At 55.8% G+C, this 24,819-nt stretch carries 21 protein-coding genes and 1 pseudogene; 10 read left to right on the top strand and 12 right to left on the bottom strand.

Annotation, left to right across the window (positions count from 1 at the left end; genetic code table 11):
- Window positions 1-141 precede the first annotated feature (141 nt).
- Complete coding sequence (gene galR, locus EXW94_RS11965) at window positions 142-1,158, top strand: HTH-type transcriptional regulator GalR (protein ID WP_010435148.1); 1,017 nt, start codon at window positions 142-144, stop codon at window positions 1,156-1,158.
- On the opposite strand, the gene EXW94_RS11960 is transcribed toward galR, so the two are convergent.
- The 4 genes from EXW94_RS11960 to EXW94_RS11945 all read right to left on the bottom strand — a co-directional run bounded on the left by EXW94_RS11960 (window position 1,119) and on the right by EXW94_RS11945 (window position 5,203).
- Complete coding sequence (locus EXW94_RS11960) at window positions 1,119-1,595, bottom strand: GNAT family N-acetyltransferase (protein WP_089601138.1); 477 nt, start codon at window positions 1,593-1,595, stop codon at window positions 1,119-1,121. The genes galR and EXW94_RS11960 overlap by 40 nt on opposite strands.
- Window positions 1,592-2,365 carry a GntR family transcriptional regulator gene (locus EXW94_RS11955; RefSeq protein WP_010435154.1) on the bottom strand — a complete coding sequence of 258 codons (774 nt, stop codon included), beginning with the start codon at window positions 2,363-2,365 and terminating at the stop codon, window positions 1,592-1,594. The genes EXW94_RS11960 and EXW94_RS11955 overlap by 4 nt, the downstream gene beginning before the upstream one ends.
- Before the next feature lie 77 nt (window positions 2,366-2,442).
- Complete coding sequence (locus tag EXW94_RS11950) at window positions 2,443-3,870, bottom strand: glycoside hydrolase family 1 protein (RefSeq protein WP_174340182.1); 1,428 nt, start codon at window positions 3,868-3,870, stop codon at window positions 2,443-2,445.
- Window positions 3,871-3,877: 7 nt separating this feature from the next.
- Complete coding sequence (locus EXW94_RS11945) at window positions 3,878-5,203, bottom strand: PTS sugar transporter subunit IIC (RefSeq protein WP_010435159.1); 1,326 nt, start codon at window positions 5,201-5,203, stop codon at window positions 3,878-3,880.
- Window positions 5,204-5,503: 300 nt separating this feature from the next.
- Here EXW94_RS11945 and EXW94_RS11940 point away from each other — a divergent pair, with 300 nt between their 5' ends.
- Window positions 5,504-6,541, top strand: coding sequence for a LacI family DNA-binding transcriptional regulator (locus EXW94_RS11940; RefSeq protein ID WP_174340181.1), 1,038 nt, complete (start codon window positions 5,504-5,506; stop codon window positions 6,539-6,541).
- Here EXW94_RS11940 and lysA read toward each other — a convergent pair.
- Window positions 6,511-7,773: a diaminopimelate decarboxylase gene (gene lysA / locus EXW94_RS11935; RefSeq protein WP_174340180.1), complete on the bottom strand. Its 1,263-nt coding sequence runs from the start codon at window positions 7,771-7,773 to the stop codon at window positions 6,511-6,513. The two genes, EXW94_RS11940 and lysA, sit on opposite strands and share 31 nt — an antisense overlap.
- Window positions 7,774-7,898: 125 nt before the next feature.
- Here lysA and EXW94_RS11930 point away from each other — a divergent pair, with 125 nt between their 5' ends.
- Window positions 7,899-8,825, top strand: coding sequence for a LysR family transcriptional regulator (locus EXW94_RS11930; RefSeq protein ID WP_010435167.1), 927 nt, complete (start codon window positions 7,899-7,901; stop codon window positions 8,823-8,825).
- Here the strand turns inward: EXW94_RS11930 and EXW94_RS11925 are convergent.
- Window positions 8,820-9,512, bottom strand: coding sequence for an aspartate/glutamate racemase (locus EXW94_RS11925; protein ID WP_126815942.1), 693 nt, complete (start codon window positions 9,510-9,512; stop codon window positions 8,820-8,822). The genes EXW94_RS11930 and EXW94_RS11925 overlap by 6 nt on opposite strands.
- Before the next feature lie 137 nt (window positions 9,513-9,649).
- Here EXW94_RS11925 and EXW94_RS11920 point away from each other — a divergent pair, with 137 nt between their 5' ends.
- Window positions 9,650-9,973, top strand: a complete 324-nt coding sequence (locus EXW94_RS11920) for a cupin domain-containing protein (RefSeq protein WP_126815941.1) — start codon at window positions 9,650-9,652, stop codon at window positions 9,971-9,973.
- A gap of 37 nt (window positions 9,974-10,010) precedes the next feature.
- On the opposite strand, the gene wzz(fepE) is transcribed toward EXW94_RS11920, so the two are convergent.
- Window positions 10,011-11,153, bottom strand: coding sequence for an LPS O-antigen length regulator Wzz(fepE) (gene wzz(fepE) / locus EXW94_RS11915; RefSeq protein WP_108416338.1), 1,143 nt, complete (start codon window positions 11,151-11,153; stop codon window positions 10,011-10,013).
- Window positions 11,154-11,692: 539 nt separating this feature from the next.
- Here wzz(fepE) and EXW94_RS11910 point away from each other — a divergent pair.
- From EXW94_RS11910 to EXW94_RS11895, 4 genes and pseudogenes are all read left to right on the top strand, one after another.
- Window positions 11,693-12,583, top strand: a complete 891-nt coding sequence (locus tag EXW94_RS11910; RefSeq protein ID WP_010435175.1) for a carbohydrate ABC transporter permease — start codon at window positions 11,693-11,695, stop codon at window positions 12,581-12,583.
- Window positions 12,576-13,500, top strand: a pseudogene (locus tag EXW94_RS11905) (carbohydrate ABC transporter permease). The gene EXW94_RS11910 and the pseudogene EXW94_RS11905 overlap by 8 nt, the downstream one beginning before the upstream one ends.
- Before the next feature lie 12 nt (window positions 13,501-13,512).
- Complete coding sequence (locus EXW94_RS11900) at window positions 13,513-14,640, top strand: ABC transporter ATP-binding protein (RefSeq protein ID WP_126815940.1); 1,128 nt, start codon at window positions 13,513-13,515, stop codon at window positions 14,638-14,640.
- 13 nt (window positions 14,641-14,653) lie between these two features.
- A complete protein-coding gene (locus EXW94_RS11895; RefSeq protein ID WP_174340179.1) occupies window positions 14,654-15,940 on the top strand; it encodes an ABC transporter substrate-binding protein in 1,287 nt (428 codons plus the stop codon).
- Window positions 15,941-16,025: 85 nt separating this feature from the next.
- On the opposite strand, the gene EXW94_RS11890 is transcribed toward EXW94_RS11895, so the two are convergent.
- Both EXW94_RS11890 and EXW94_RS11885 read right to left on the bottom strand, forming a co-directional pair.
- Complete coding sequence (locus EXW94_RS11890; RefSeq protein ID WP_174340178.1) at window positions 16,026-17,459, bottom strand: glycoside hydrolase family 32 protein; 1,434 nt, start codon at window positions 17,457-17,459, stop codon at window positions 16,026-16,028.
- Between the two features lie 19 nt (window positions 17,460-17,478).
- Window positions 17,479-18,720 carry an MFS transporter gene (locus EXW94_RS11885; protein WP_089600938.1) on the bottom strand — a complete coding sequence of 414 codons (1,242 nt, stop codon included), beginning with the start codon at window positions 18,718-18,720 and terminating at the stop codon, window positions 17,479-17,481.
- A gap of 221 nt (window positions 18,721-18,941) precedes the next feature.
- Between EXW94_RS11885 and EXW94_RS11880 the strand changes: the two genes are divergently transcribed.
- A complete protein-coding gene (locus EXW94_RS11880) occupies window positions 18,942-19,937 on the top strand; it encodes a LacI family DNA-binding transcriptional regulator (RefSeq protein ID WP_010435186.1) in 996 nt (331 codons plus the stop codon).
- On the opposite strand, the gene EXW94_RS11875 is transcribed toward EXW94_RS11880, so the two are convergent.
- The 3 genes from EXW94_RS11875 to kduI form a co-directional block, all read right to left on the bottom strand.
- Entirely contained in the window at window positions 19,938-21,353 is a 1,416-nt protein-coding gene (locus EXW94_RS11875; protein WP_108416333.1) for a sugar porter family MFS transporter, read from the bottom strand.
- Between the two features lie 313 nt (window positions 21,354-21,666).
- Window positions 21,667-22,428: a 2-dehydro-3-deoxy-D-gluconate 5-dehydrogenase KduD gene (gene kduD / locus EXW94_RS11870; RefSeq protein WP_042717044.1), complete on the bottom strand. Its 762-nt coding sequence runs from the start codon at window positions 22,426-22,428 to the stop codon at window positions 21,667-21,669.
- Window positions 22,429-22,491: 63 nt separating this feature from the next.
- Entirely contained in the window at window positions 22,492-23,328 is an 837-nt protein-coding gene (gene kduI, locus EXW94_RS11865; RefSeq protein ID WP_174340177.1) for a 5-dehydro-4-deoxy-D-glucuronate isomerase, read from the bottom strand.
- Window positions 23,329-23,625: 297 nt separating this feature from the next.
- On the opposite strand from kduI, the gene EXW94_RS11860 reads away from it, so the two are divergent.
- Window positions 23,626-24,801, top strand: coding sequence for an oligogalacturonate lyase family protein (locus EXW94_RS11860; protein WP_174340176.1), 1,176 nt, complete (start codon window positions 23,626-23,628; stop codon window positions 24,799-24,801).
- Window positions 24,802-24,819: the final 18 nt, after the last annotated feature.

Below are 24,819 nucleotides of genomic sequence, written 5' to 3'. Positions count from 1 at the left end.
CTTCCCGTGTAACGATTACACGACCAGGGGTGTTCTGCGTCACGTTTGGTGAGGGTGTTACCCCGCTCCCCTTGAATGCGTGCCGCTTTTCCGTAACACTAGTTAGTGTGTAAACGCTTACCCCTAATAAGAAGGTAATAAATGGCGACAATTAAGGATGTGGCTCGTCTGGCTGGTGTTTCCGTCGCGACCGTCTCCCGCGTGATCAATAACTCTCCTAAAGCCAGTGACGCATCACGCCAGGCCGTGCAGGACGCCATGGAAAACCTGAATTATCACCCCAACGCCAATGCGCGCGCCCTTGCGCAGCAATCTACCGAAACCATCGGGCTGGTCGTGGGCGATGTGTCCGATCCGTTTTTCGGGGCGATGGTTAAAGCAGTTGAGCAGGTTTCTTACCAGACGGGTAATTTTCTGCTGATCGGCAACGGCTATCATAATGAACTCAAAGAGCGCCAGGCCATTGAACAGCTGATTCGTCACCGCTGTGCCGCCCTGGTGGTTCACGCGAAAATGATCCCCGATGCCGAACTCATTCATTTGATGAAGCAAATGCCCGGTATGGTGATCATCAACCGCATCATTCCCGGCTTCGAAAAGCGCTGCGTGGCGCTGGATGACCGCTACGGCGCCTGGCTTGCCACGCGACACCTGATTCAGCAAGGTCATACCCGAATTGGCTACCTGTGCTCAAACCACCCTATTTCCGACGCGGAAGATCGTTTGCAGGGGTATTACGACGCGCTACGTGAAAATGGTTTGCCGTGTAACGACCGGCTGGTGGCGTATGGTGAACCCGATGAAAGCGGTGGCGAGCAGGCCATGACGGAACTGTTAGGTCGCGGACGAAATTTCACGGCGGTGGCCAGCTATAACGACTCGATGGCCGCAGGGGCAATGGGCGTGTTAAATGACAACGGCATCGAGGTTCCGGCAGAAATTTCGCTAATTGGCTTCGATGACGTGCTGGTCTCACGCTACGTGCGCCCGCGCCTGACGACAGTGCGTTACCCCATTATCACCATGGCGACGCAGGCCGCCGAGCTGGCGTTAGCGCTGGCTGAACAGCGCCAGCCGCCGGATATTACGCATTTGTTCAGCCCGACGCTGGTGCGCCGTCATTCCGTTGCGTCTCTTGCAGAAGCACAGAGCGAGTAACGGTAGAGGTGAACCTGCGTATTCGGGTATTCCAGCCCATCGCCAATGTACTGCCAGCCGTAGCGTTCGTAGAAGTCGCGGCAGGCAGACCACAGATGCAGCTCGGTGTACCCGGCCTGCGCGGCATACGCAATAACATGCTCCTGAAGCTTCCCCGCGAGTCCTTTTCCTCGCGCCGCCTCATCCACGTACAGCGCCGCCAGCCAGGGATAAAGATCCTGACGCGTGATGAGATCGCAGCGCCATAATCCGACGGTGCCCAGAAGCCGTTCATCCTCAACGGCAATAAACGTCAGCGGCAGCGCGCCGGGTGTCTGGCTGTGATCGATAACGCTCTGGAAAAATTCACGCGGCAGGCCGTCGCCGAAGGCCCGCCAAATCCAGTCGATCGCCTGCTCTGCAAACTGCGGCGCGGCGTACAGCGGCAGGATCGTCATACCAGTTTCCCCTGGAACAGCGGAACAGATTCAAACAGATAGCCGTCGAAATCCGGCGCATCTTCATCCGACAGCTCCAGCAAACTCTTTTTCACGTTTTCCAGATGCTGGAACATGGCCTGCCACGCGCCCATGACGTCGCGACGGCGCAGGGCTGCAAGGATGGTCTGCCGGTCGCCCAGCCATTTAAGGCGATACGCGCGGCTGGCGATGTGGACGTTAAACTGCTGCCACAGCGGGCTGCTGTCCATGTGATGCCAGATGCTCTCGACGGTCGCCAGCAGCATCTGGTTTTGCGTCGCTCCCGCCAGTACCAGGTGGAACATCTTGTTGTTGTCCTGGCTGCGATCGTCCGCGGCGATGGCCCGCTGCTCCTGCTCGATGATGCGGCGCAGGTTGTCGATATCCGCGCGCGTTGCCATTTTGGCGGCAAAGGCGGCGATGTTGCTTTCGAGGAGCTGGCGCGCCTGTAAGATCTCAAACGGGCCAACGTCGCTATTGAGGAAGCGTTCTTCCTCGTTTTCATGTTCTTCAGGAATACGCATCACGTAGACGCCGGACCCCTGGCGAATATCCACCGTGCCCTGTAGCTCCAGCATCAGCAGCGCCTCACGCACGATAGTACGGCTTACGCCGTAGGTCTCGGCTATGTTGCGCTCCGGCGGCAGGCGCGACCCAACGGGATAATGCCCCTGGATAATTTGCGCCCGTAAATCCTCGCCAATTTCCTGGTACTGTTTTTTTTCCGGCAGGATGACAGCCTTATCCACGTTTTCACCTGTGTTTTTCAGTTAAGCGCAGGCCGGGCGTCCTCCCGGCCAGTTTGTGCGCTATTTTATCAGAATGCCTACTTCCATTCATCGTCAACGCTGAGCGTCAGCACGCGCTCATCGCGCAGCTGACGGAACCAGGTGGCCGATGTTTTCGCGCGGCGGGCGCGGTTGTTTTCGAGGTCAATTTCAATTAACCCATAGCGGTTTTTGAAGGCGTTCATCGGCGAGACGTTATCGGTAAAGGCCCAGAGCATATAGCCGTGGCAGTTTGCCCCTTCTTCATGCGCCAGCAGCGCATAGTAGAGGTGCTCGCTGATAAAATCGATGCGGTACGAATCGTCGATAACGCCGTCACGATTGCGGAACTGGGCTTCGTTTTCAACCCCCATACCGCTTTCCGCCACGAACCAGTCGATATTGCGGTACTCCTTTTTAATCCGCATCGCCATGTCATAGATAATGCGCGGATAAATCTCCCAGCCGCGGGATCTGTTCATCCGCCGCCCCGGCAGCTCGAACGGCTCGTAGTAGTACGCCGGGTGGAACGGCGTCTCCGGGTGCCAGGCGCGGGAAGGCGCTTTCACCCGGTGCGGGTAATAGAGGTTGATGCCCAGCTCGTCCACGGTGTTGTCGGCAATCAGCGCCAGCTCTTCCGCCGTGTAGTCCCATTCAACCTGATGCTGCTCAAGCAGGGTAACGAGTTCCTGCGGGTAGCGGCCGTGCACCAGCGGGTCGAGGAACACGCGGTTATAAAACAGATCGTAGATCTCCGCCGCCCGCACGTCGTGTGGCGCGCGGGAACGCGGGTAGGTCACTTCCGGGTTGAGAATACAGCCGACGGAACCGTCATATCCCTTTTCCCGGAATAGCTTCACGACCTTCGCCGTCGCCAGCACCTTGTGGTGATTCCACTGCATCCACGTACCGGTGTTCTGCTCGTACGGCCATCGCAGCGCGTCCAGGTAAACGCGGGTCTGCACCACGATCGGCTCGTTGAAGCTAAACCAGCGGGTGACTTTGCCGTGGTAGCGGTCAAACACCTTTTCCGCGTAGCGGACAAACAGCTCAACCACATGCTTCGACGCCCAGCCGCCGTATTTTTCAAGCAGCGCGCCAGGGAGCTCGTAATGCTCCAGGCAGATCATCGGTTCGATGCCCTGACGAAGCATCTCATCGAACAGCGCGTCGTAATACGCGGCGTACTCTTCATCCACCGTCGCGTTTTCATAGTCGGTCAAAAAACGCGACCAGTTGATGGAGGTGCGGTAGTGCGTCAGCCCCGCCTGCTTCATCAGGGCCACGTCCTCGCGAAAGCGGTTGATAAAATCGGTCGCCACCGCCGGGCCGTAGCCGTTATGCCAGACGTGACGATCGTTCTTGTACCAGAGATCGATCCACGAATCCTGACCCGGTTTTTTACCGCTCCAGCCCTCGGTTTGCCAGGCTGATGCCGCTGCGCCCAGAATGAAATCCTGCGGTATCGTAATCTGTTTTGTGCTCATCACGTCCTCATACGTTATCGGTGGCTTGCTTCAACGCGGCCTGCTCCGCACGGCGTGAGGCAATTTTCACAAACGGCAGATAGATAATCACCGCCGTCACAATGCAGATAAGCTGGGTGATCACCGCTCCCATCGATCCTGCGGTAGAGAGCCAGGCGTTAATGAGCGGCGGCGTGGTCCACGGCACCATCACCACGGCTTTGCCGGCAAAACCGGTCACCGTCGCAAAATAACCGATGGAGCCCGTCACCAGCGGGGTAATGATGAACGGAATGGCAAGGATCGGGTTGAGCATGATTGGCATGCCGAAAATCACCGGCTCGTTGATGTTAAACAGGCCAGGACCGATGGAAAGCTTGGCGATCTCCTTCATCTCTTTGCGTTTGGTGGCAATCATCACCGCGATCAGCAGACCGATAGTGAGCCCTGATCCGCCAATGCTCATATACACATCCCAGAACGGCATGGTGATGATGTTTGGCACCTCTTTGCCCTGCTCGAACGCGCTCATGTTGACGGTGATCGCCCCCAGCAGCAGCGGCTCGCGGATCGGCTTGATCATCTGGTTGCCGTGAATGCCGATCACCCAGAACAGCTGGGCGACAAACATCAGCAGCAGAATGCCCGGCAGGCTTTGCACCACGCGCTCAAGCGGCTGCTGCACCACCTGATAAACCGCGTCGTAGAGGTACATGCCGGTAAGCTGGTGGAACACGAAGCCAAAGGTGGCAATGGCGGTGGTAGTGATAATGGCCGGGATCAGCGCGGAGAACGACGCCGCCACGTTAGGCGGCACGGTGTCTGGCATTCTGATTTTCAGCCCCTTGCGGTTCTCCAGCCAGCAGTAAATCTCAACCGACAGAATGGCGATAAACATGCCGAGGAACAGGCTGCGGGTATCGGAGAACTGGCGCAGCAGCACGTCTTTCACCACATGCATTTCGCCGTCCACCAGCATCTCTACGGTGGTCGGCGTGACACAGATAAAGCAAATCACCGCCAGCAGGCCGGGGAACAGCGATTTAATGCCGTTAATGCGCCCCAGCTCAATACCAATCAGGAACACTGCGCCGATATTGAGGAAGTTCAGCGTGGCGTAATTGAGCGCGCTGGTAATCGGTTTTAGCGCAGCGAGAAATGACAAAGACTCAAAGCTCGCCAGGCCATTTTTCGGATCCAGCACCATGTTGGAAATAAGCACAGAAAATGCCCCAACGATGATGACCGGCATTAAGGTAATAAAGGCAGACTTGATCGCCATGATATAGCGATAGCTGTTGAATTTGGTGGCAAAACTGCCCAGAGCGTCGATCAGTTTTTCCTGTAATGCCATAGGGTAATACCTCAGTAAAAGGGCTTTTATTGAATAAGGTGTACAGCCGGATACTATTGGCATACCAAAAATAGCTTCACGCCCCGATCTGTTCTGTGATTAAGCTCTCAACGCGACGTCCGGTATTCCAGATTATGATTTATGACTGATTTGGCATACCACTTACAGCCATTTGTCCTGACCTGATGGATCGTTACTGAAAAGCGTGATCCTGGTGGGCGTTTTGCCCTTCCCGCGTCGCTTATGCGCCGGATGGTCTGTGTTAAACTGCATGCCATTACGTGGAAGCAGGAATTTCGAATGGCAACAATGCTGGATGTCTCACTGCGTGCGGGCGTATCAAAGGCCACCGTCTCGCGCGTGCTGAACGGCACGGGTCAGGTTAAAGAGAGTACGCGTCAGCAGGTGTTCGCGGCGATGGAAGAGCTGGGCTATCGCCCAAACTTTCTCGCGCGTTCGCTCGCCAACCAGACCAGCAACAGCATTGGTCTGGTGGTCTCCACCTTCGACGGATTTTACTTCGGCCGCCTGCTACAGCAGGCCTCCCGACAAACTGAAACGCACGGTAAACAGCTGATCGTGACCGACGGTCACGACGCGCCGGAGCAGGAAGAGCAGGCGGTACAGATGCTGGCGGATCGCCAGTGCGATGCCATCGTGCTGTACACCCGCTACATGAGTGAAAAGGCGATCATCAAGCTGATGAACAGGGTGCAGACCCCGCTGGTAGTGATCAACCGCGAGGTCAGCCAGGCGGCGGATCGCTGCGTCTTCTTCGAACAGCAGGATGCGGCCTTCAAAGCGGTGGATTACCTGATAAGCCAGGGCCACCGGGAGATCGCCTGCATCACCGTTCCTATCCACACCCCAACCGGAAAAGCGCGTCTGATGGGCTACCGCAAGGCGCTGGAAAAGCACGGTATTCGGCTGGACGAGCGGCGGATTAAATACGGCGATGCGGGAATGACGCGGGGATATGAGCTGTGCAAAGCGTTGATTGAGGAAAAGGTACCGTTCAGCGCGCTGTTTGCCTGTAACGATGATATGGCGCTCGGCGCGTCCAAAGCATTACACCAGGCCGGGCTGAAGATCCCGAAGGATATTTCGCTGTTTGGGTTTGACGATGCGCCGAGTGCAAAATGGCTGGAGCCTGCGCTCTCATCGGTGTATCTGCCGATTGACAACATGATCGTCACGGCCATCGATCAGGCGATCCGGCTGGCAAAAAACCAGCCGGTCGAAGCGATCCCGCCGTTTACCGGCACGCTGGTATTGCGCGACTCGGTGACAACGGGGCCGTATTTTACTCAGACGAGTTCTAACGCCAGCAGTTCCTGAATGGTCTGGCGGCGGCGAATCAGTCGCGCCACGCCGTTATCAAACAGCACTTCCGGCAGCAGCGGGCGGCTGTTGTAGTTTGAAGACATCGACGCGCCGTACGCCCCGGTGTCGTGCAGCACCAGATAATCACCCGGTTTTACTTCTGGCAGCGCGCGCGTTTCCACTTTGCCGCCCTCCTGCTGGGTAAACACGTCGCCGGATTCGCACAGCGGGCCCGCCACGACGGTTTCTACGCGCGGCGCGTTAATCAGATCGCTACCGTCCGCAGCGAGCGCCGTGATGTGGTGATAGCTGCCGTACATAGACGGACGCATCAGATCGTTAAAGCCTGCATCAATCAGCACAAAGTGACGGCTTCCCATCTCTTTCACGCTACGCACCTGTGCCACCAGCACGCCAGCCTCCGCCACCAGGAAACGCCCCGGTTCGATCTCCAGTTTTACCGGATGGCCCAGATGGGCAGCAATTTTGTCGCGCGCCGCACTCCACAGTCCGTAATAGTGATCGGTATCGATCGCCTCTTCCCCTTCACGGTATGGAATGGACAACCCGCCGCCTGCGGAGATCGCCTCCAGATCCTGCCCGAAGTCGAGCACCTGGCGCACCATCGCACCGCACACCTGCTCAAGGTGTCCATAATCCACGCCTGACCCAATGTGCATATGGATCCCAACCAGCTTCAGGTTATAACGCTGCAATACCTCCAGCGCGGCAGGCATATCGGCATACCAGATGCCATGCTTGCTGTTTTCGCCGCCGGTATTGGTTTTTTGGCTATGACCGTGGCCAAAACCGGGGTTCACGCGCAGCCAGACGCGGTGGCCGGGAGACACCTGACCCAACTGTTCCAGCATATCCACAGAACCGGCGTTGACCGGGATCTGCAGCTCATGCACGCGCGCAAGCGTCGCGTCGTCGATCACGTCGGCGGTAAAGACAATTGCGTCACCGTCGGCTTTCGGATCAAACCCGGCCGCCAGCGCGCGCTCAATTTCGCCAAGAGAAACGGAGTCAACCTTTACCCCCAGCTCGCGCATCAGGCGCAGAATATGAATATTCGAGCAGGCTTTCTGGGCAAAACGCACCACGTCGAACTGATGCAGCGCGGCGATCTTCTCGCGAACGATCTGCGCGTCGTAGACCCACACCGGGCAGCCGAATTCGGCAGGCAGGCGCAGCAGGTTATCGGCGTTCAAATCAGTATCAGTCTGGTTCAGCGGGCGTGGCATGGTTATCTCCGGGGCATGAATCAATTTTTATGATTACGCCACAAAACGAAGGGAATAAAAAATATCGTTTTATCCCGACTCTATGCAAAAATGATATGGAACTCTCACCCGCTTTCAGGTGCCCTATGCCCGCCGTTAACCTACGCCACATCGAGATTTTTCACGCCGTGATGACTGCCGGTAATCTCACGGAAGCCGCACAGATGCTGCACACTTCGCAGCCAACGGTCAGCCGTGAGCTGGCGCGTTTTGAAAAGGTGCTGGGGCTTAAGCTGTTTGAACGCGCGCGCGGCAGGCTTCACCCGACGGTGCAGGGATTACGTCTGTTCGAAGAAGTCCAGCGCTCGTGGTACGGGCTGGACAGGATCGTCAGCGCGGCGGAGAGTTTGCGGGAGTTTCGCCAGGGCGAGCTTTCCATCGTCTGCCTGCCCGTCTTTTCCCAGTCGTTTCTGCCGACGCTGCTGCAGCCGTTTCTGGCCCGCTATCCTGAGGTCAATCTCACCATTGTTCCGCAGGAGTCACCGCTGCTTGAAGAGTGGCTTTCCGCCCAGCGCCACGATTTGGGCCTGACGGAAACGCTCGCCACACCCGCAGGCACCGAGCGCACGGAGTTGCTCTCGCTGGATGAAGTTTGCGTCTTGCCCGCCGGGCATCGGCTCGCCGGTAAGGCCGTGCTGACGCCTGCAGATTTTCACGGGGAAAACTACATCAGCCTGTCCCAGACCGACAGCTACCGTCAGCTGCTGGATTCGCTGTTTGCCGAACATCAGGTGAAACGGCGGATGGTAGTGGAAACGCACAGCGCGGCGTCAATATGCGCCATGGTGCGCGCGGGCGTGGGCGTAGCGGTCGTCAATCCCCTCACGGCGCTGGACTATGCCGGAAGCGGGATCGTCATTCGCCGGTTTAGCGTGTCCGTTCCCTTCACCGTGAGCCTGATTCGCCCCCTGCATCGTCCGGCTTCGGCGCTGGTGGACGCTTTCACCGGGCATTTGACCGAGCACGCGCGTCAGGTGGCGCTTCGCTTACCTGACCTGCAAAACGCCCTATGACAGCATAAACTCGACGGCATCGGCGGCGTGAATGGCCGCAGTGTCGAACACCGGAATGGCGCTTCGCTCGGCCGGCACCAGCAAACCGATTTCCGTGCATCCGAAGATCACCCCTTCCGCTCCCTGCTGCGCGAGCCTCTCGATGACGCTGAGGTAGTACGTGCGGGACGCTTCGCTGAAGGTGCCGAGACATAGCTCGTCGAAGATGATCTGATTGATGCGCGCCCGGTCAGCCTCGTCCGGGATTAAGCTTTCAATGCCGAACTCACTGCTCAGACGGCCGCGATAAAAATCCTGCTCCATCGTATAGCGTGTGCCCAGCAGCGCCACGCGCGACATCCCGGATGCACGAATCGCGCGCCCGGTCGCATCCGCGATATGCAGGAACGGCAGCGAACTGCGGTCTTCGATATGAGACGCCACTTTATGCATGGTGTTGGTACAGAGCAAAATGCCTTCCGCCCCCGCACGCTCCAGCCCCAGCGCCGCCTGCGCCAGGATCTCCCCGGCTTTATCCCACTCGCCGCTCGACTGGCAGGCTTCGATTTCATGGAAATCGACGCTGTGCAGCAGCAGGCTCGCGGAGTGCAGGCCACCCAGACGCTGTTTCACCCCTTCATTAATCAGGCGGTAATAGGGGATGGTCGATTCCCAGCTCATCCCACCCAACAGGCCGATCGTTTTCATGCATCCCTCCTTATGTGTTTCTGCCAGTGAAGCAAACTTGTGATCCTCTTTCCACTTCTTTGTCGCGTCATTTCTTTTTATCGCAGGGTGAGATAAGTTAAATGAAACAATGTTTCATTACATAACGGAGCGGAGAGATGTTTATTTTCCACAAAGAGACCACGCTTGAGGATCTGGGCAATGGCGTGACGCGGCGTATTCTGGCGCACGATGGAAAGATGATGGCGGTGGAGGTCAATTTTGAGCAGGGTGCGATTGGCCCGATGCACAATCACCCGCATGAACAGCTTACCTATGTGCTCTCCGGGGAGTTCGAGTTTACGATAGGTGAAGAAAAGCAGATCGTGACGGCGGGCGATACGCTCTATAAAGCGCCGCACGTGATGCACGGCTGCGTTTGCCTGAAGCCCGGCACCCTTCTGGATACCTTTACGCCGGTGCGCAACGATTTCCTGAAATAAAAAAAGGCGCTGAATCAGCGCCTTTTTAATATCGTCGTTACTCTGTTGCTGGCGTTACGGCCGTTATCGGTTCTGGCAGCGGATTGCGCGAGAGCATTGCCTCACGCAGCAGCACGCTGCCGCAGGCAAACAGGCCGCCCAGAATCCCTGCCAGCAGCACAATCAGGGCTTTGCCCGGACCGTCTTTTTTCACCGGCAGTGACGGTGAAAGCTGATACCTGAAGGGCTCGAGCTTCACGTCTTCCACTGACAGTTTTTGCAGCTGAGCCAGATAAAATTCACGGTTCTGGAAATCCGCGTTCAGCTCGGCCACGTCCTTCAGATTCTTTTCAATCTGCAGCTTTTGCGCAATGCCGTCAGCCCCCAGCGCCACGGAGTAGTCAGGATCGTCTTTTACCGCCTGCCCGTTGCTGTAAACCGGCTTCTTAATGCCTGCCGCGTTCGCCACTTCCAGCGAATAGTTGAGGCGCTGCAGGTTGGTGTTGTGGATATTGGTCAGACGCACGCGATCCAGCTCCAGCTGCTGCTGAACGACTTTCGTTTTCAGCGTGATCTGGTTACGGATATTTTCCATGGTCTCCTGCTCAACAATGCGGGAGATATAGTTGATGTAACCTTCCAGAACCGTCTGCGCGTCTCCCGCCGTCGGGGCAGTAAAGCTCAGCGTCCACGAGGTATACGGCGCTTTGTCTGCGTCTTTAACCTGCGTGTTATCTGTCGCTTTCATTTTTTCAGCAATGTTCACCACCGCGCGATGCAGCTCCAGCGGGTCTACCTCGGTGCCTTCCAGCTGAGACATCACGTACGGGGAGGTTTTCATGTACTCTTCGAGCAGCGACTGCGACTGAAACTTTTTGATGAACAGGTTAAACACGTCTCCATGGCTCACCTTCGCGTCGACGTCCAACACCTGCAGCGTCACCATCATCTGGCGCAGCGTGTTCCACTGCGTCTGCTCGGCCGGTGTGATCACGGCTTTACTGGTCCATTTTTGCGGGATTAAAAACGCAATGGCCAACCCTACTACGGCGAACGCCAGGACGATCGTCACAATACGTTTTTTGGCTGCCAGAAGTACGTCTAACAACCCCAGGAGATCTATCTCTTTGGTGCTTACCGCCGGAGTGGCATAACGGGGAAAATCGAGGTCCGTGTTTTTCTTGAAATCCATCGCTGACATAACCGTTCTTCTTTTTGGAGTGCAGTAAATTTCTGCCTGATTGGTTGCAGTGGTCGGATGATACAAGAAAGTAAGAATAATCTGAACGCCAGATTGATCTATCTGTAGACCGACTATCAGATTTAGTAGGAAGTTTCTAAGCGGTATTGTTCTTATTAATCATTCGGTTTCTTCCCCCTCCTTTCCTTACTGTCGGGTGCGATTGTGTGAAATAGCGCAAAAATGCCACTCTCATCACCTTATTGAAACAGCGTTTCGACGCCGATCACATTTCCATCATTAAGCGAATGACGCAGAAATAAATAGCAATAATATAAAATAAAACGTTGTTTTAGTATTCAAGAACGCCGGTTCGTAAGTTTTGAAATCTGACCATGACGCATTAAGGCAATGCCCATAAAAGGCTTAAAAAACATAATGTAAAAAGAAAAGATCAACACATCACCTGACATATTTCCTCTCATGCTGAGCAGGGCAAGCGCGAGAAAGTTGTAACAAACCAGATTCCGTTTTAACCATTGATCGCCAGGTAGGTATGTATGAATGAAAACAAGCTGCTGGGGTTAGCGTGGATATCTCCCTACATCATCGGGTTGATACTCTTTACCGCCTTCCCCTTTGTTTCATCGTTTTTCCTCAGTTTTACGGATTACGATTTAATGAGTCCGCCGGTGTTTAACGGCATTGAGAACTATCGCTACATGTTTACCGAAGACACGCTCTTCTGGACATCCATGGGCGTGACCTTTGCTTACGTATTTTTAACCATCCCGTTAAAGCTCGCGTTCGCATTAGGGATTGCGTTTGTTCTGAACTTTAAATTACGCGGCATCGGCTTCTTCCGTACGGCCTACTATATTCCGTCCATCCTCGGCAGCTCCGTGGCTATTGCCGTTCTGTGGCGCGCGCTGTTTGCCATTGATGGCCTGCTGAACAGCTTTATCGGCGTGTTTGGTTTCGACCCGGTGAACTGGCTCGGCGAGCCGTCGCTGGCGCTGATGTCCGTTACCCTGCTGCGCGTCTGGCAGTTCGGCTCTGCGATGGTCATCTTCCTGGCCGCGCTGCAAAACGTTCCGCAGTCGCAGTATGAAGCGGCGATGATCGACGGTGCATCCAAATGGCAAATGTTCACAAAAGTGACGGTGCCGCTGATTACGCCGGTGATCTTCTTCAACTTCATCATGCAGACCACCCAGGCGTTCCAGGAATTTACCGGGCCGTACGTGATTACCGGCGGCGGGCCAACCTACTCGACCTATCTGTTCTCGCTCTACATCTACGATACCGCGTTCAAATACTTCGATATGGGCTACGGCGCGGCGCTGGCGTGGATCCTGTTCCTGGTGGTGGCCGTCTTTGCCGGTATCGCCTTTAAGTCGTCGAAATACTGGGTGTTCTACTCCGCCGATAAAGGAGGCAAAAATGGCTGATATTCAGGAACTCTCCACGGCAAGAAGCGTTGCAGAGCGCGAAGTCGCCCGTACGCTGCGCAGAGAGAAAATCAACGCCACTATTCGCTACGCGATCCTGCTGTTTGTCGGCCTGCTGATGCTCTACCCGCTGGTGTGGATGTTCTCAGCATCGTTCAAACCGAACCACGAGATCTTCACCACCCTGAGCCTGTGGCCTGCGCACGCCACCTGGGACGGCTTTGTGAACGGCTGGAAAACCGGGACCGAATACAACTTCGGCCATTACATGCTCAATACCTTTAAGTATGTGATCCCAAAAGTGATCCTGACCATTATCTCCTCCACCATCGTGGCGTACGGCTTTGCCCGCTTCGAGATCCCGTGGAAGAAATTCTGGTTCGCCACGCTCATCACCACCATGCTGCTGCCCAGCACCGTGCTGCTGATCCCGCAGTACCTGATGTTCCGTGAAATGGGCATGCTCAACAGCTATATGCCGCTGTACCTGCCGCTGGCCTTCGCCACGCAGGGGTTCGTCTTCGCCACGCAGGGGGTTCTTCGTCTTTATGCTGATCCAGTTCCTGCGCGGCGTGCCGCGTGACATGGAGGAAGCGGCGCAAATTGACGGCTGTAACTCCTTCCAGGTGCTGTGGTACGTGGTGGTGCCGATCCTGAAACCGGCCATTATCTCCGTCGCCCTGTTCCAGTTCATGTGGTCGATGAACGACTTTATTGGGCCGCTGATTTACGTCTACAGCGTGGATAAATACCCGATTGCACTGGCGCTGAAAATGTCCATCGACGTCACCGAAGGTGCGCCGTGGAACGAAATTCTGGCAATGGCGAGCATCTCCATTCTGCCATCCATCATTGTCTTCTTCCTGGCACAGCGCTACTTCGTACAGGGCGTCACCAGCAGCGGAATTAAAGGTTAAGAGGGAAATATCATGGCTGAAGTAATCTTCAACAAACTGGAAAAGGTCTACTCCAACGGCTTCAAAGCGGTACATGCTATCGACCTTTCCATCTCCGAAGGGGAGTTTATGGTGATTGTCGGGCCGTCCGGCTGCGCCAAATCCACTACCCTGCGCATGCTGGCCGGACTGGAAACCATCAGCGGCGGCGAAGTGCGTATTGGCAATAAAATTGTGAACAACCTCGCGCCAAAGGAGCGCGGGATTGCGATGGTGTTCCAGAACTACGCGCTCTATCCGCACATGACGGTGCGCGAGAACCTGGCCTTCGGCCTGAAGCTGAGCAAGCTGCCGAAAGATCAGATTGAGTCTCAGGTGAACGAAGCCGCGAAAATCCTGGAGCTGGAAGAGCTGCTCGACCGCCTGCCGCGCCAGCTTTCCGGCGGCCAGGCGCAGCGCGTGGCGGTAGGCCGCGCGATTGTGAAAAAGCCGGACGTGTTCCTGTTCGACGAGCCGTTATCTAACCTCGACGCCAAGCTGCGCGCCTCGATGCGAATCCGTATTTCTGACCTGCACAAGCAGCTGAAAGCCTCCGGTAAACCGGCCACCACCGTCTACGTCACCCACGACCAGACCGAAGCCATGACCATGGGCGACCGCATCTGCGTGATGAAGCTCGGCCACATCATGCAGGTGGATACGCCGGATAACCTCTACCACAAGCCGAAGAACATGTTCGTGGCGGGTTTTATCGGCGCGCCTGAAATGAACATTCGTAAAAGCCTGCTGGTGGAAAAAGCAGGGAAGCTGCACATCGCCATCGGCAATGAAACCATGCCGCTGAACGCGGAAAAGCAGGAGAAGGTTTCCGCTTACGCCGGTCAGGAGGTCTTCTACGGCGTGCGCCCGGAGTTCGTGTCCCTCTCTGACGAGCCGTTCCAGGACGGCAGTTGCAGCGGCGAGATGGTGCGCGTCGAGAACATGGGCCACGAATTCTTTGTATATCTGAAAGTCGCGGACTACGAACTGACCGCCCGAATTCCTTCCGATGAAGCTAAACCAATGATTGATAAGGGACTTCACCGTAAGGTGTATTTCACGTTTGATATGAACAAGTGTCATATTTTTGACGCAAAAACTGAACAGAACCTCTCTCTCTGATGGAGTGATAAAAATGAAAAAAGTGCTTTTAAGCGCAGCAATCTCCGCGACTCTGGGCCTTACCGCTTTGCCATCGATGGCGCAAGATATTGATTTACGTATGTCCTGGTGGGGCGGCAACGGTCGTCACCAGGTCACCCTGAAAGCCCTGGAGGCGTTCCACAAGCAGAACCCGGACATCAACGTGAAGGCGGAGTACACCGGCTGGGACGGTCATCTCTCCCGCCTGACTACCCAGATTGCGGGCGGTACCGAGCCGGACGTGATGCAGACCAACTGGAACTGGCTGCCGATCTTCTCCAAAACCGGCGACGGCTTTTACGATCTGAATAAGATGAAGGACGTCATCGACTTAACGCAGTTCGATCCGAAAGAGCTGCAGTCCACCACCGTTAACGGCAAGCTGAACGGCATTCCGATTTCCGTAACCGCGCGCGTGTTCTACTTCAACGACGAGACCTGGAAAAAAGCAGGCGTTGAATACCCGAAAACCTGGGACGAGCTGATGGCGGCGGGCAAAACATTCGAGAGCAAGCTCGGCAAGCAGTATTACCCGGTCGTGCTGGAGCATCAGGACACGCTGGCGCTGCTGAACTCGTACATGATCCAGAAATACAACATCCCTGCGGTGGACGAGAAAACCAAAAAATTCAGCTACTCCAAAGAGCAGTGGGTGGAGTTCTTCCAGACCTACAAAAAGCTGGTGGATAGCCACGTGATGCCGGATACCAAATACTACGCGTCGTTTGGTAAGAGCAACATGTATGAGATGAAGCCGTGGATCCAGGGCGAATGGGGCGGCACTTACATGTGGAACTCGACCATCAACAAGTATTCCGACAACCTGAAGCCACCGGCGAAGCTGGAACTGGGCAGCTACCCTATGCTGCCGGGCGCCACCGATGCGGGACTGTTCTTCAAACCGGCGCAGATGCTGTCGATTGGTAAATCCACCAAAAACCCGGAAGCGGCGGCGAAGCTGATTAACTTCCTGCTGAACAGCAAAGAGGGAGTGGATACGCTGGGTCTGGAGCGCGGCGTTCCGCTGAGCAAAGCGGCGGTGCAGTTCCTGACCGAAGACGGCACCATCAAGGAGAACGACCCGTCCGTTGCGGGCCTGCGCCTGGCGCAGTCGCTGCCAGCGAAGCTTACCGTGTCGCCTTACTTTGATGACCCGCAGATTGTGGCCCAGTTCGGGACCTCGCTGCAGTATATCGATTACGGTCAGAAAACCGTGGAAGAGACGGCGGCTGACTTCCAGCGTCAGGCAGAGCGTATTTTGAAACGCGCGATGCGGTAATAGTCTCCTCCCTGCCCGTCCTGCGCTTAGCAGGGCGGCAAACTGTGCCTTTCCGCGATCCGGAAAGGCACAGCGGTAGTAGAGATTACTCAAGTTGCCAGGCACCAGCCTCGGTTAAAACGGCCAAACCACTCCAGGCGAATAACGCTAAATCCCTATGGTCGGCATCCGGATAAATACGGCTGCTCAGGCAAGCCTCACCGTCGTTAACAAAAACTTCCACTGACGAACTATCGAAGAACAGCCGTAGCCTCAGCGCCTTCCCGGCGGTTAATGGCACGCTGCGCACGCCGCACAGTCCATACTGCGGATAATGACGCTCCAGCACCAGCCGCTGCATCTGCGCATCAATATACACGCGCAGGCCATTACCGAAACGGAGTCCATACTGTTCTGCACTGCTGTTTGCGCAGTCCCAGTGAAGGATAACCTCCAGCGCCTCGCCGTTTTCCATCATAACGCTTTGCTGGTTTTTAACGGTGGCGATCGGCCATGGGAACCAGGCCCCGCGCATTCCCTCAACCTCTTTGGCTGGACGCATTTGCAGGCGATTGTCCGCACTCAGACTCAGCTCGCGCGGCAGTGAAAGCATGCCCGACCACCCGTCCCGTTGCTCCGGCAATGGCGATTCCCACATGTCCAGCCAGCCAATGACAATGCGTCGGCCATCTGGCGTCAGGAAACTTTGCGGCGCATAAAAGTCGTGACCGTGATCCATTTCAACAAAGTCGTCCTCGCGGGCAAACGCCTGCCCTGGCTGCCATTCGCCGAGCAGATACCCGCTCTGAAAAAGATTGCGGTTCTGGTAGCCGTTTGCCTCCAGTCCCTGGGGAGAGAACATCAGAACGCGCTTGCCGTTGAGGGTGAAAAAATCCGGGCACTCCCACATATAACCCATCTCTTTTTCCGCTTCATCAAGCACACCCGCGTCCTGCCACTGGCGAAGATCGGCCGATCGATATAGCCGCACCTGCCCGGTATCACCGTCGCGAGCGCCAACGATCATGTACCAGTCATCCCCTTCACGCCACACTTTCGGATCGCGGAAATGATGTATCCCTGCCGGGGTGTCCACCACAATACCCTGACGTTCAAAGTGAATACCGTCGCGGCTGGTCGCCAGACACTGGACCTGATAGAGGTTAGACTCATCACTGGGATCGCCATGAAATTTATGCCCGGTGTAAATCAGCGCCAGCGTATCGCCATCGACCACCGCCGAACCGGAGAAGCAACCGTCTTTGTCCTCCGGGCCTTCCGGGGCCAGCGCCACCGGCAAATGTTCCCAGTGCACCAGATCTTTACTGCGCGCATGCCCCCAATGCATTGGTCCCCATTCGGTTGAATACGGGTGATGCTGGTAAAACGCGTGGTACCAGCCATCGAACCAAACCAGCCCATTCGGGTCATTCATCCAGCCCGCACGGGCGGCCAGGTGGTAGCGCGGATACCAGCGCAGATTCAGCGCCTCGCGTTTAGCCTGGAATTCCTGTTCTGCGTTAGAAATGGTGTACATCATAGTCTTCACTCTTTTTGATTCAGATAGCGGAGGGTTGCGAGACCAGCGGGTCTGAGGACGACCGCGAGGAGCGCAGCAAGAAAATGGAGATAAAGGTGGTACTAAACACCAGCAGCCCCATAATCAGATAGGACTGGGCGAAGCCGTACTTCTCGTAGCTATAGCCTGCCAGCGGCGAAAGTACCGTGGCGATGACCGAACTGGTGCACGCAAAGCCCACCAGATACAGCGTGGATGAAAGTCGTTTATCGAAGTTAAGGCTGTTGTATTTGAAGATGGCCACCAGCAGAACCGGCAACTCTAGCGCGTGCAGCAGCTTGGTGATAGAGATAAGCAGCGGGCCTTCCACCAGCCCGGAGGCGACCATGCGGCTCGCCATCACCATTCCGGCGAAGATGAGGCCGTTTTTCGCGCCAATGCGGTTAACCAGCCATGGCGCGCAAAACATGCCAGCCGCCTCAAGGAAAACCTGGAATGAGTTCAGATAGCCATACATGGCGTTCCCTTCCTGTAGGGTCGGGAACTGAGAAGAGAAGTAAACCGGAAACTGCTGGTCGTAAACGCCGTAAATGCAGGTGCCGATCACGAAGAACACGAGCGCCCAAAAGCGCGGTAGGGTGAGCAGGCGCAGCGCATCTTCCAGCGTCACCTTACCGCCCGCCACCGCTTCTTCCATCGCCTGCGAGGCGGAGAAAACCCGCAGCCGCGCCAGCAAAATGAAAAATACCAGCCCTGAGCAACTGGCCACCGCAAAGTTGAGTTTTGGGTTGATATTGAAGAGTAAACCGGCAAAGAACGTCGCGACTGCCCAGCCCAGCGAGCCCCACATCCGCGCCTTGCCAAACTCAAACTGGCTCTGTCGAGCCACACGCTCGGTATAGGACTCTAAAACACCGATACCGCCGTTAAAGGTCAAGCCGATGTAAATCCCACCGAAAATGCTGCCAAGCAACACGTTAATCTTCAGCAGATAGCCAAACAGTAAAAAGGCCGGGCCAGAGAGGAGCAGCAGTACGGTGATGTACCAGAGTAGATTTTTACGCAGGCCGAGCTTGTCCTGAATAAAACCGTAGCAGACCTGTGCAAACAGCGCGGAGACGGAGAGCACCGCGTAGATAATGCCGGTATCCCCCGGCTTGAGCCCTACCTCCTGGTGCAGCCAGATAGAGAGCAGCGATCCGGAAGAGGACCAGCAGACAAAAAAGAAAAACAGTAACGCACTGAGTAACGGGTAGCTGTGAGAGTGATGTTTCTTCATCATGACATTCTCATCGTGGAGGAATGTCGAAAATGGTAACGTTAACAAATGGGTTAACTCATGTCATTTTGCTGAGATTCATGATGTTAATCACAAAAGTTAACGTTAACATTAATGGAGTGCGATCGCGATCAACTATTTCTTACCTGCGCGCGCGTCACGCGTAAGATAGAATATCGAACGATCTTTTACATCAGCAGCTTAGCAAGGGCGGAGTAATCAACATGGCATCGCTTAAGGATGTGGCAAAGCTGGCCAATGTGTCACTGATGACGGTATCCCGCGCGCTAAACAGCCCGGAAAGGCTAAAACCGGAGACGCTGGCCCGGGTTCAGGCCGCTATTGAACAGACCCATTACGTGCCCGACCTGTCAGCAAAAAAAATTCGCGGGGCTCACGCCATGCCGAACACCATCGGGGTGCTGGCGCTGGATACGGTGACCACGCCCTTTTCGGTAGACATCACGCTGTCGATTGAAGAAACCGCGCGGGCGCACGGGTGGAACAGCTTTGTGGTTAACATGTTTACCGACGATAGCCCGGAGACCATGGTAGACCTTCTGCTCTCTCATCGCCCGGACGGGATCATCTACACGACCATGGGGCTGCGCAAGGTGCCGCTCCCGTCCAAGCTGCTAACCCTTCCCTGCGTGCTGGCAAACTGCGAAAGTTTGCACGATCCGGTGGCCAGCTACATACCCGATGACGAGCAGGGCCAGTTCTCTGCGGTCCAGGCTCTGCTGGCTGCGGGCTACCGCCGCCCCCTTTGCCTGCATCTGCCAGCTAACCATCTGGCTACCCTTCGCCGTCGCCAGGGGCTGGAGCGCGCCTGTCGGGAAGCGGGAATCGACCCAAATACCCTGGTTCACTGCTATATGGAATATGGCGATGAGCACTATCGCGATATTCCGGCACGCGTTCTGGCGCATATTCAGCAGCAAACGCCGCTGTTCGACTCCGTGATTTGCGGCAACGACCGCATTGCGTTTATGGTTTATCAAACGCTGCTGGGACACGGGTTGCGCATTCCGCAGGATGTGGCCGTGGTGGGGTACGATAACATGGTGGGGATTGGCGATTTGTTCTTACCGCCCCTCTCAACGGTGCAGTTACCTCATTATGAAATCGGGCGCCTGAGCGCCCTGCATATTATCAACGGTGACAGCCATCGTGAGACGGTTCGGGTCGCCAGCCCGTGGCTCCCCCGAGAGTCGCTATAATTAGATGCCGATGTTCCGCAATTTCTCCCCCGCCATCAGCTTGCGTTCAATATGCTCCAGCGTCACGCCTTTGGTTTCAGGGATCAGCCAGAAGGTGACACCGATAAACGCCACGTTCAGCACTGTATAGAGCCAGAAGGTTCCCGCTGCGCCAATCGCATCCAGCAGCGTCAGGAAGGTCGCGCCGATGATCATGTTCGACACCCAGTTGGTGGTGGTGGAACAGGTGATACCAAAGTCACGGCACTTCAGCGGCTGAATTTCAGAGCACAGGATCCACACCACCGGTGCGGCGCTCATCGCATAACCGGCGATGCACATCATGGTCATGCCGACGGAGAGCCAGGACAACCCGCTTGAGGCCGTGCCGTTATCAAACTGCATCAGGCAGTAGCCGAGGATCAACGTACCGAGGGCCATCACGCTAAAGCCAATCTTCAGCGCCGGTTTACGTCCGGCTTTATCCACGGTGAATACCGCAATAAAGGTCGCGAACATAAAGGTCAGCCCCACCACCAGCGTGGCAATCATCTGCTGTTCGGTGGTCGTGAACCCGGCCATTTTGAAAATGCGCGGCGCGTAATACATGATGATGTTCATCCCGGTGAACTGCTGCATCGCCTGGAGCAGCATGCCGAGGAACACCGCACGACGCACGTTGCGGTTGACCTTAAACAGCGCCCAGCCGCCCTGCTTCAGCTTCAGGCTTTCGCGGATTTCATTCAGCTCTTCACGCGCTTTTTCCGAGGTATCGCGCAGCATACGCAGCACCTCTTCCGCCTCCACGTGACGCCCTTTTTGCGCCAGCCAGCGCGGGCTGTTCGGCAGGAAAATCACCAGCACGATCAGCAGCAGCGCAGGCATTGCCAGTACGCCCAGCATCGCGCGCCAGTTGCCGCTGTAGCTGAAGTACGTATCGGACAGGAACGCCAGCACGATGCCGAGCGTCACCATCAGCTGGTACATGCTGATCATCTTCCCGCGCACGTTCTCGCTCGCCATTTCGGAGAGGTACAGCGGCGCGGTATAAGACGCAATCCCCACCGCCACGCCCAGCAGCACGCGGGAGAGCAGCAGCACCTCCACGTTCGTGGCAAACGCCGAGCCAATCGACCCCGCGACGAACAGGATCGCCCCGACCATCAGGCTGTATTTGCGCCCGAGGCGGAACGAGAGCCAGCCGTTAAACAGCGCCCCGATAGCCGCGCCGAGCATCATGCTGCTCACCACCCACTCCTGCAGGCGGTTACTCAGCGTAAAGTGATCGGTAATAAACGGTAGCGCCCCGGCAATGACGCCGATATCCAGACCAAACAGCAAACCGGCCACGGCTGCCGCAATAGAGACGAACTGATTCATGCGTCGGGTATCGCGCAACGCGGCGGGCATCAGGGTAGAGTCATTTATAGATGTCATATTTTTCCTGCCTCAACAGCAAAATTCGTTAAGTGAAATTACGAGATAGTGAAGAAAAGTGTCAGGCGGGAATTCGTGAAGATATGGATTATTTCGCTATGGCATAGCGTTCTGTGATGGACATTACAATTTCAACTAATGCTGAAATAGCACCGTTTTTTATTAATCACCTAATATTTAAGCAATAAAACTGTGATGCGCATCATTTATGAATTTTCAGTATGGATTTTTCATCTTATGCCATATGGATAATGGCAATTTTTAGCCCAAAAAAACCTCCACCCGGGGGCAGAGGTTCGTCATGCAGGCGGAATTAACGCGCCAGCCAGCCGCCGTCAACGGCCACGGTGTAGCCGTTGATATAGTCAGAAGCCGGGGATGCCAGGAACACAATCGGCCCCATCAGATCGCTCGGCAGACCCCAACGTCCCGCAGGGATACGCTCCAGGATTGCCGCGCTGCGCTCTTCATCCGCACGCAGCTGCTGGGTGTTATTGGTAGCCATGTAGCCTGGCGCAATCGCGTTAACGTTGATGTTATGCTGCGCCCACTCGTTGGCCAGTAGACGGGTAACGCCCATCACCGCACTTTTCGACGCGGTATAAGACGGCACGCGGATACCGCCCTGGAAGGAGAGCATAGAGGCAATGTTGATGATCTTGCCGCCTTTGCCCTGGGCGATAAAGTGCTTCGCCGCTGCCTGAGACATAAAGAACACGCTCTTAATGTTCAGGTTCATGACGTCGTCCCAATCGCGCTCGCTGAAGTTGATCGCGTCTTCACGACGGATCAGACCCGCGTTGTTCACCAGGATATCGATATGACCGAATTCCGCCACCGCGCGATCCAGCAGTTCAGGGATCGCGTCGATTTTACGCAGGTCAGCCGTCAGGCTCAGGAAACGGCGACCCAGCGCGGTGACGCGCTCGATGGTTTCCGTTGGCTCAACAATGTTGATACCGACAATGTCGCAGCCCGCTTCCGCCAGACCCAGCGCCATACCCTGACCCAGCCCGGTGTCACACCCGGAAACCACAGCCACTTTACCTTGCAGAGAAAATGCATCCAGAATCATGTTTGTTCCTTAATCGTTCAGCGCCTGTCACCAACAGGCAGGTTTATGCTTCACTGCCTGCGACTAGCGCAGATCCTTAACAGCGACATGGTCCATGTCATCAAAGACCTGGTTTTCACCGACCATTCCCCAGATGAAGGTATAGGCTTTCGTCCCCACGCCTGAGTGAATGGACCAGCTTGGCGAAATTACCGCCTGCTCGTTGTGCATCACGATATGGCGGGTTTCCTGAGGCTGTCCCATCATGTGGAATACGCAGGCATCTTCATCCATGTTGAAGTAGAAATAGACTTCCATGCGGCGCTCGTGGGTATGGCACGGCATGGTGTTCCACAGGTTGCCCGGCCCGAGCTCGGTCAGCCCCATGCTGAGCTGGCAGGTTTCCAGCACGTCCGGAACGAAGTATTTGTTGATGGTGCGGCGGTTGCTGGTGAGGTTATCGCCCAGCGTGACCGGCGCGACGTCCGCTGGCGTCACTTTTTTGGTTGGGTAGGTGGTATGCGCCGGAGCGCAGTTGTAGTAGAACTTCGCTGGCTTACCGCCGTCAATACTGGCAAAGACCACCTCTTTCGCCCCTTTTCCGACGTACAGCGCGTCGCGATGGCCGATCTCATAGCACTGGCCGTCGACGGTAACGGTGCCCGGCCCGCCGATGTTGATCACGCCCAGTTCACGACGCTCAAGGAAATAGCTCACGCCCAGCTGTTTACCCACTTCTCCACCCACGGAGACGGTTTTCGCCACGGGCATAATCCCGCCCACAATGATGCGGTCGATGTGACTGTAGACCATGGTGTACTTGTCGGCTTCAAATACCTGTTCCACCAAAAACTCATTACGCAATCCCTGCGTATCCAGCGCCTTAGCATGCGCACTGTGGATGCTTTGTCTGATGTCCACGTTGACCTCCAGAAATGATCGTGCCCAAGGGCAAAGATGATTAACGAAACGACGTTCCGTTTTCTTGATGAGCACATAGTATCCGCTGAGATTTGGCTTTTCAATTCCATTTAAAACAACGTTTCACTTTTTCTGCATCTTAATACCGAAAATGATGTTTCGATCACGATAATGCCAGAACATCCTTATCAATCCCGATGACGCTTACGAATTGCGCCACCAGTCACACAAAATGAAACATTGTTTTGATAATTTAACACCCAGTTTTTAACTCAACCTCATCCAAAGGAGTGCATTATGGCTAAAGGTATGCGGGTCAAGCTGAACTACGAGGTCAGCCGCGATCCGGATACAGGCGTGGAAGTCACCCGCCTGACCCCCCCGGAAGTCACCTGTCATCGCAACTACTTTTACCAGAAGTGCTTCTTCAACGACGGCAGCCATCTGCTGTTTGCAGGGGCGTTCGACGGTCACTGGAACTACTATCTGCTGGATCTGAAAAAGGCTGAAGCGGTGCAGCTGACGGAAGGCGCGGGGGATAACACGTTTGGTGGTTTCCTTTCGCCAGATGACACTGCCTTCTACTATGTGAAGAACGATCGCACCCTGCTGGAAGTGGATTTGCAGACGCTGGAAGAACGCGAAGTGTATCGCGTCTCTGACGACTGGGTCGGTTACGGCACCTGGGTTGCCAACAGCGACTGCACCAAACTGGTGGGTATTGAGATCGCCAAAAGCGACTGGACGCCGCTGAACGACTGGAAGATTTTCCACGATTTCTTCCACAAGGGGCCGCACTGCCGCCTGCTGCGCGTGGATCTGAAAACGGGCGCAAGCGCCACTATCCATGAAGAGAAGAACTGGCTGGGCCATCCTATTTACCGTCCGTTCGACGACAACACGGTGGCCTTCTGCCACGAAGGCCCGCACGACCTGGTCGACGCGCGGATGTGGCTGGTTAACGAAGACGGCAGCAACGTGCGTAAGGTGAAAACGCATGCAGAAGGCGAAAGCTGCACGCACGAATTCTGGGTGCCGAACGGATCTGCGCTGGTGTACGTCTCGTATCTGAAGGGTCAGCAGGGTCGCACCATCTCCCGTTTTAACCCGGAAACCGGCGTTAACGAGGCAGTGATGCAGATGCCCGCCTGCTCGCATCTGATGAGTAATTTTGACGGCACGCTGCTGGTAGGCGACGGTTCCGGCACGCCGGTCGACGTGAAGGACACGGGGGGTTACACCATCGATAACGACCCGTACCTGTATGCCTTCGACGTCGCGAAAAAAGCGTATTTCCGCATCGCGCGTCACGACACCTCCTGGGCGACGGTGGCAAACAGCCGCCAGGTCACCCACCCGCATCCATCCTTTACCCCGGATGATAAAGCGGTGCTGTACAGTTCCGATAAAGACGGCAAACCGGCGCTCTATATCGCGAAACTCCCCGAGCAACCTGAAATGTTGCATGCATGATTTGAGTTAGTGTTTCTG

Source organism: Enterobacter sp. JMULE2 (genome assembly GCF_013337145.1).
Lineage (GTDB): Bacteria > Pseudomonadota > Gammaproteobacteria > Enterobacterales > Enterobacteriaceae > Enterobacter > Enterobacter mori.
This window is presented reverse-complemented; position numbering and strand designations above follow the sequence as displayed.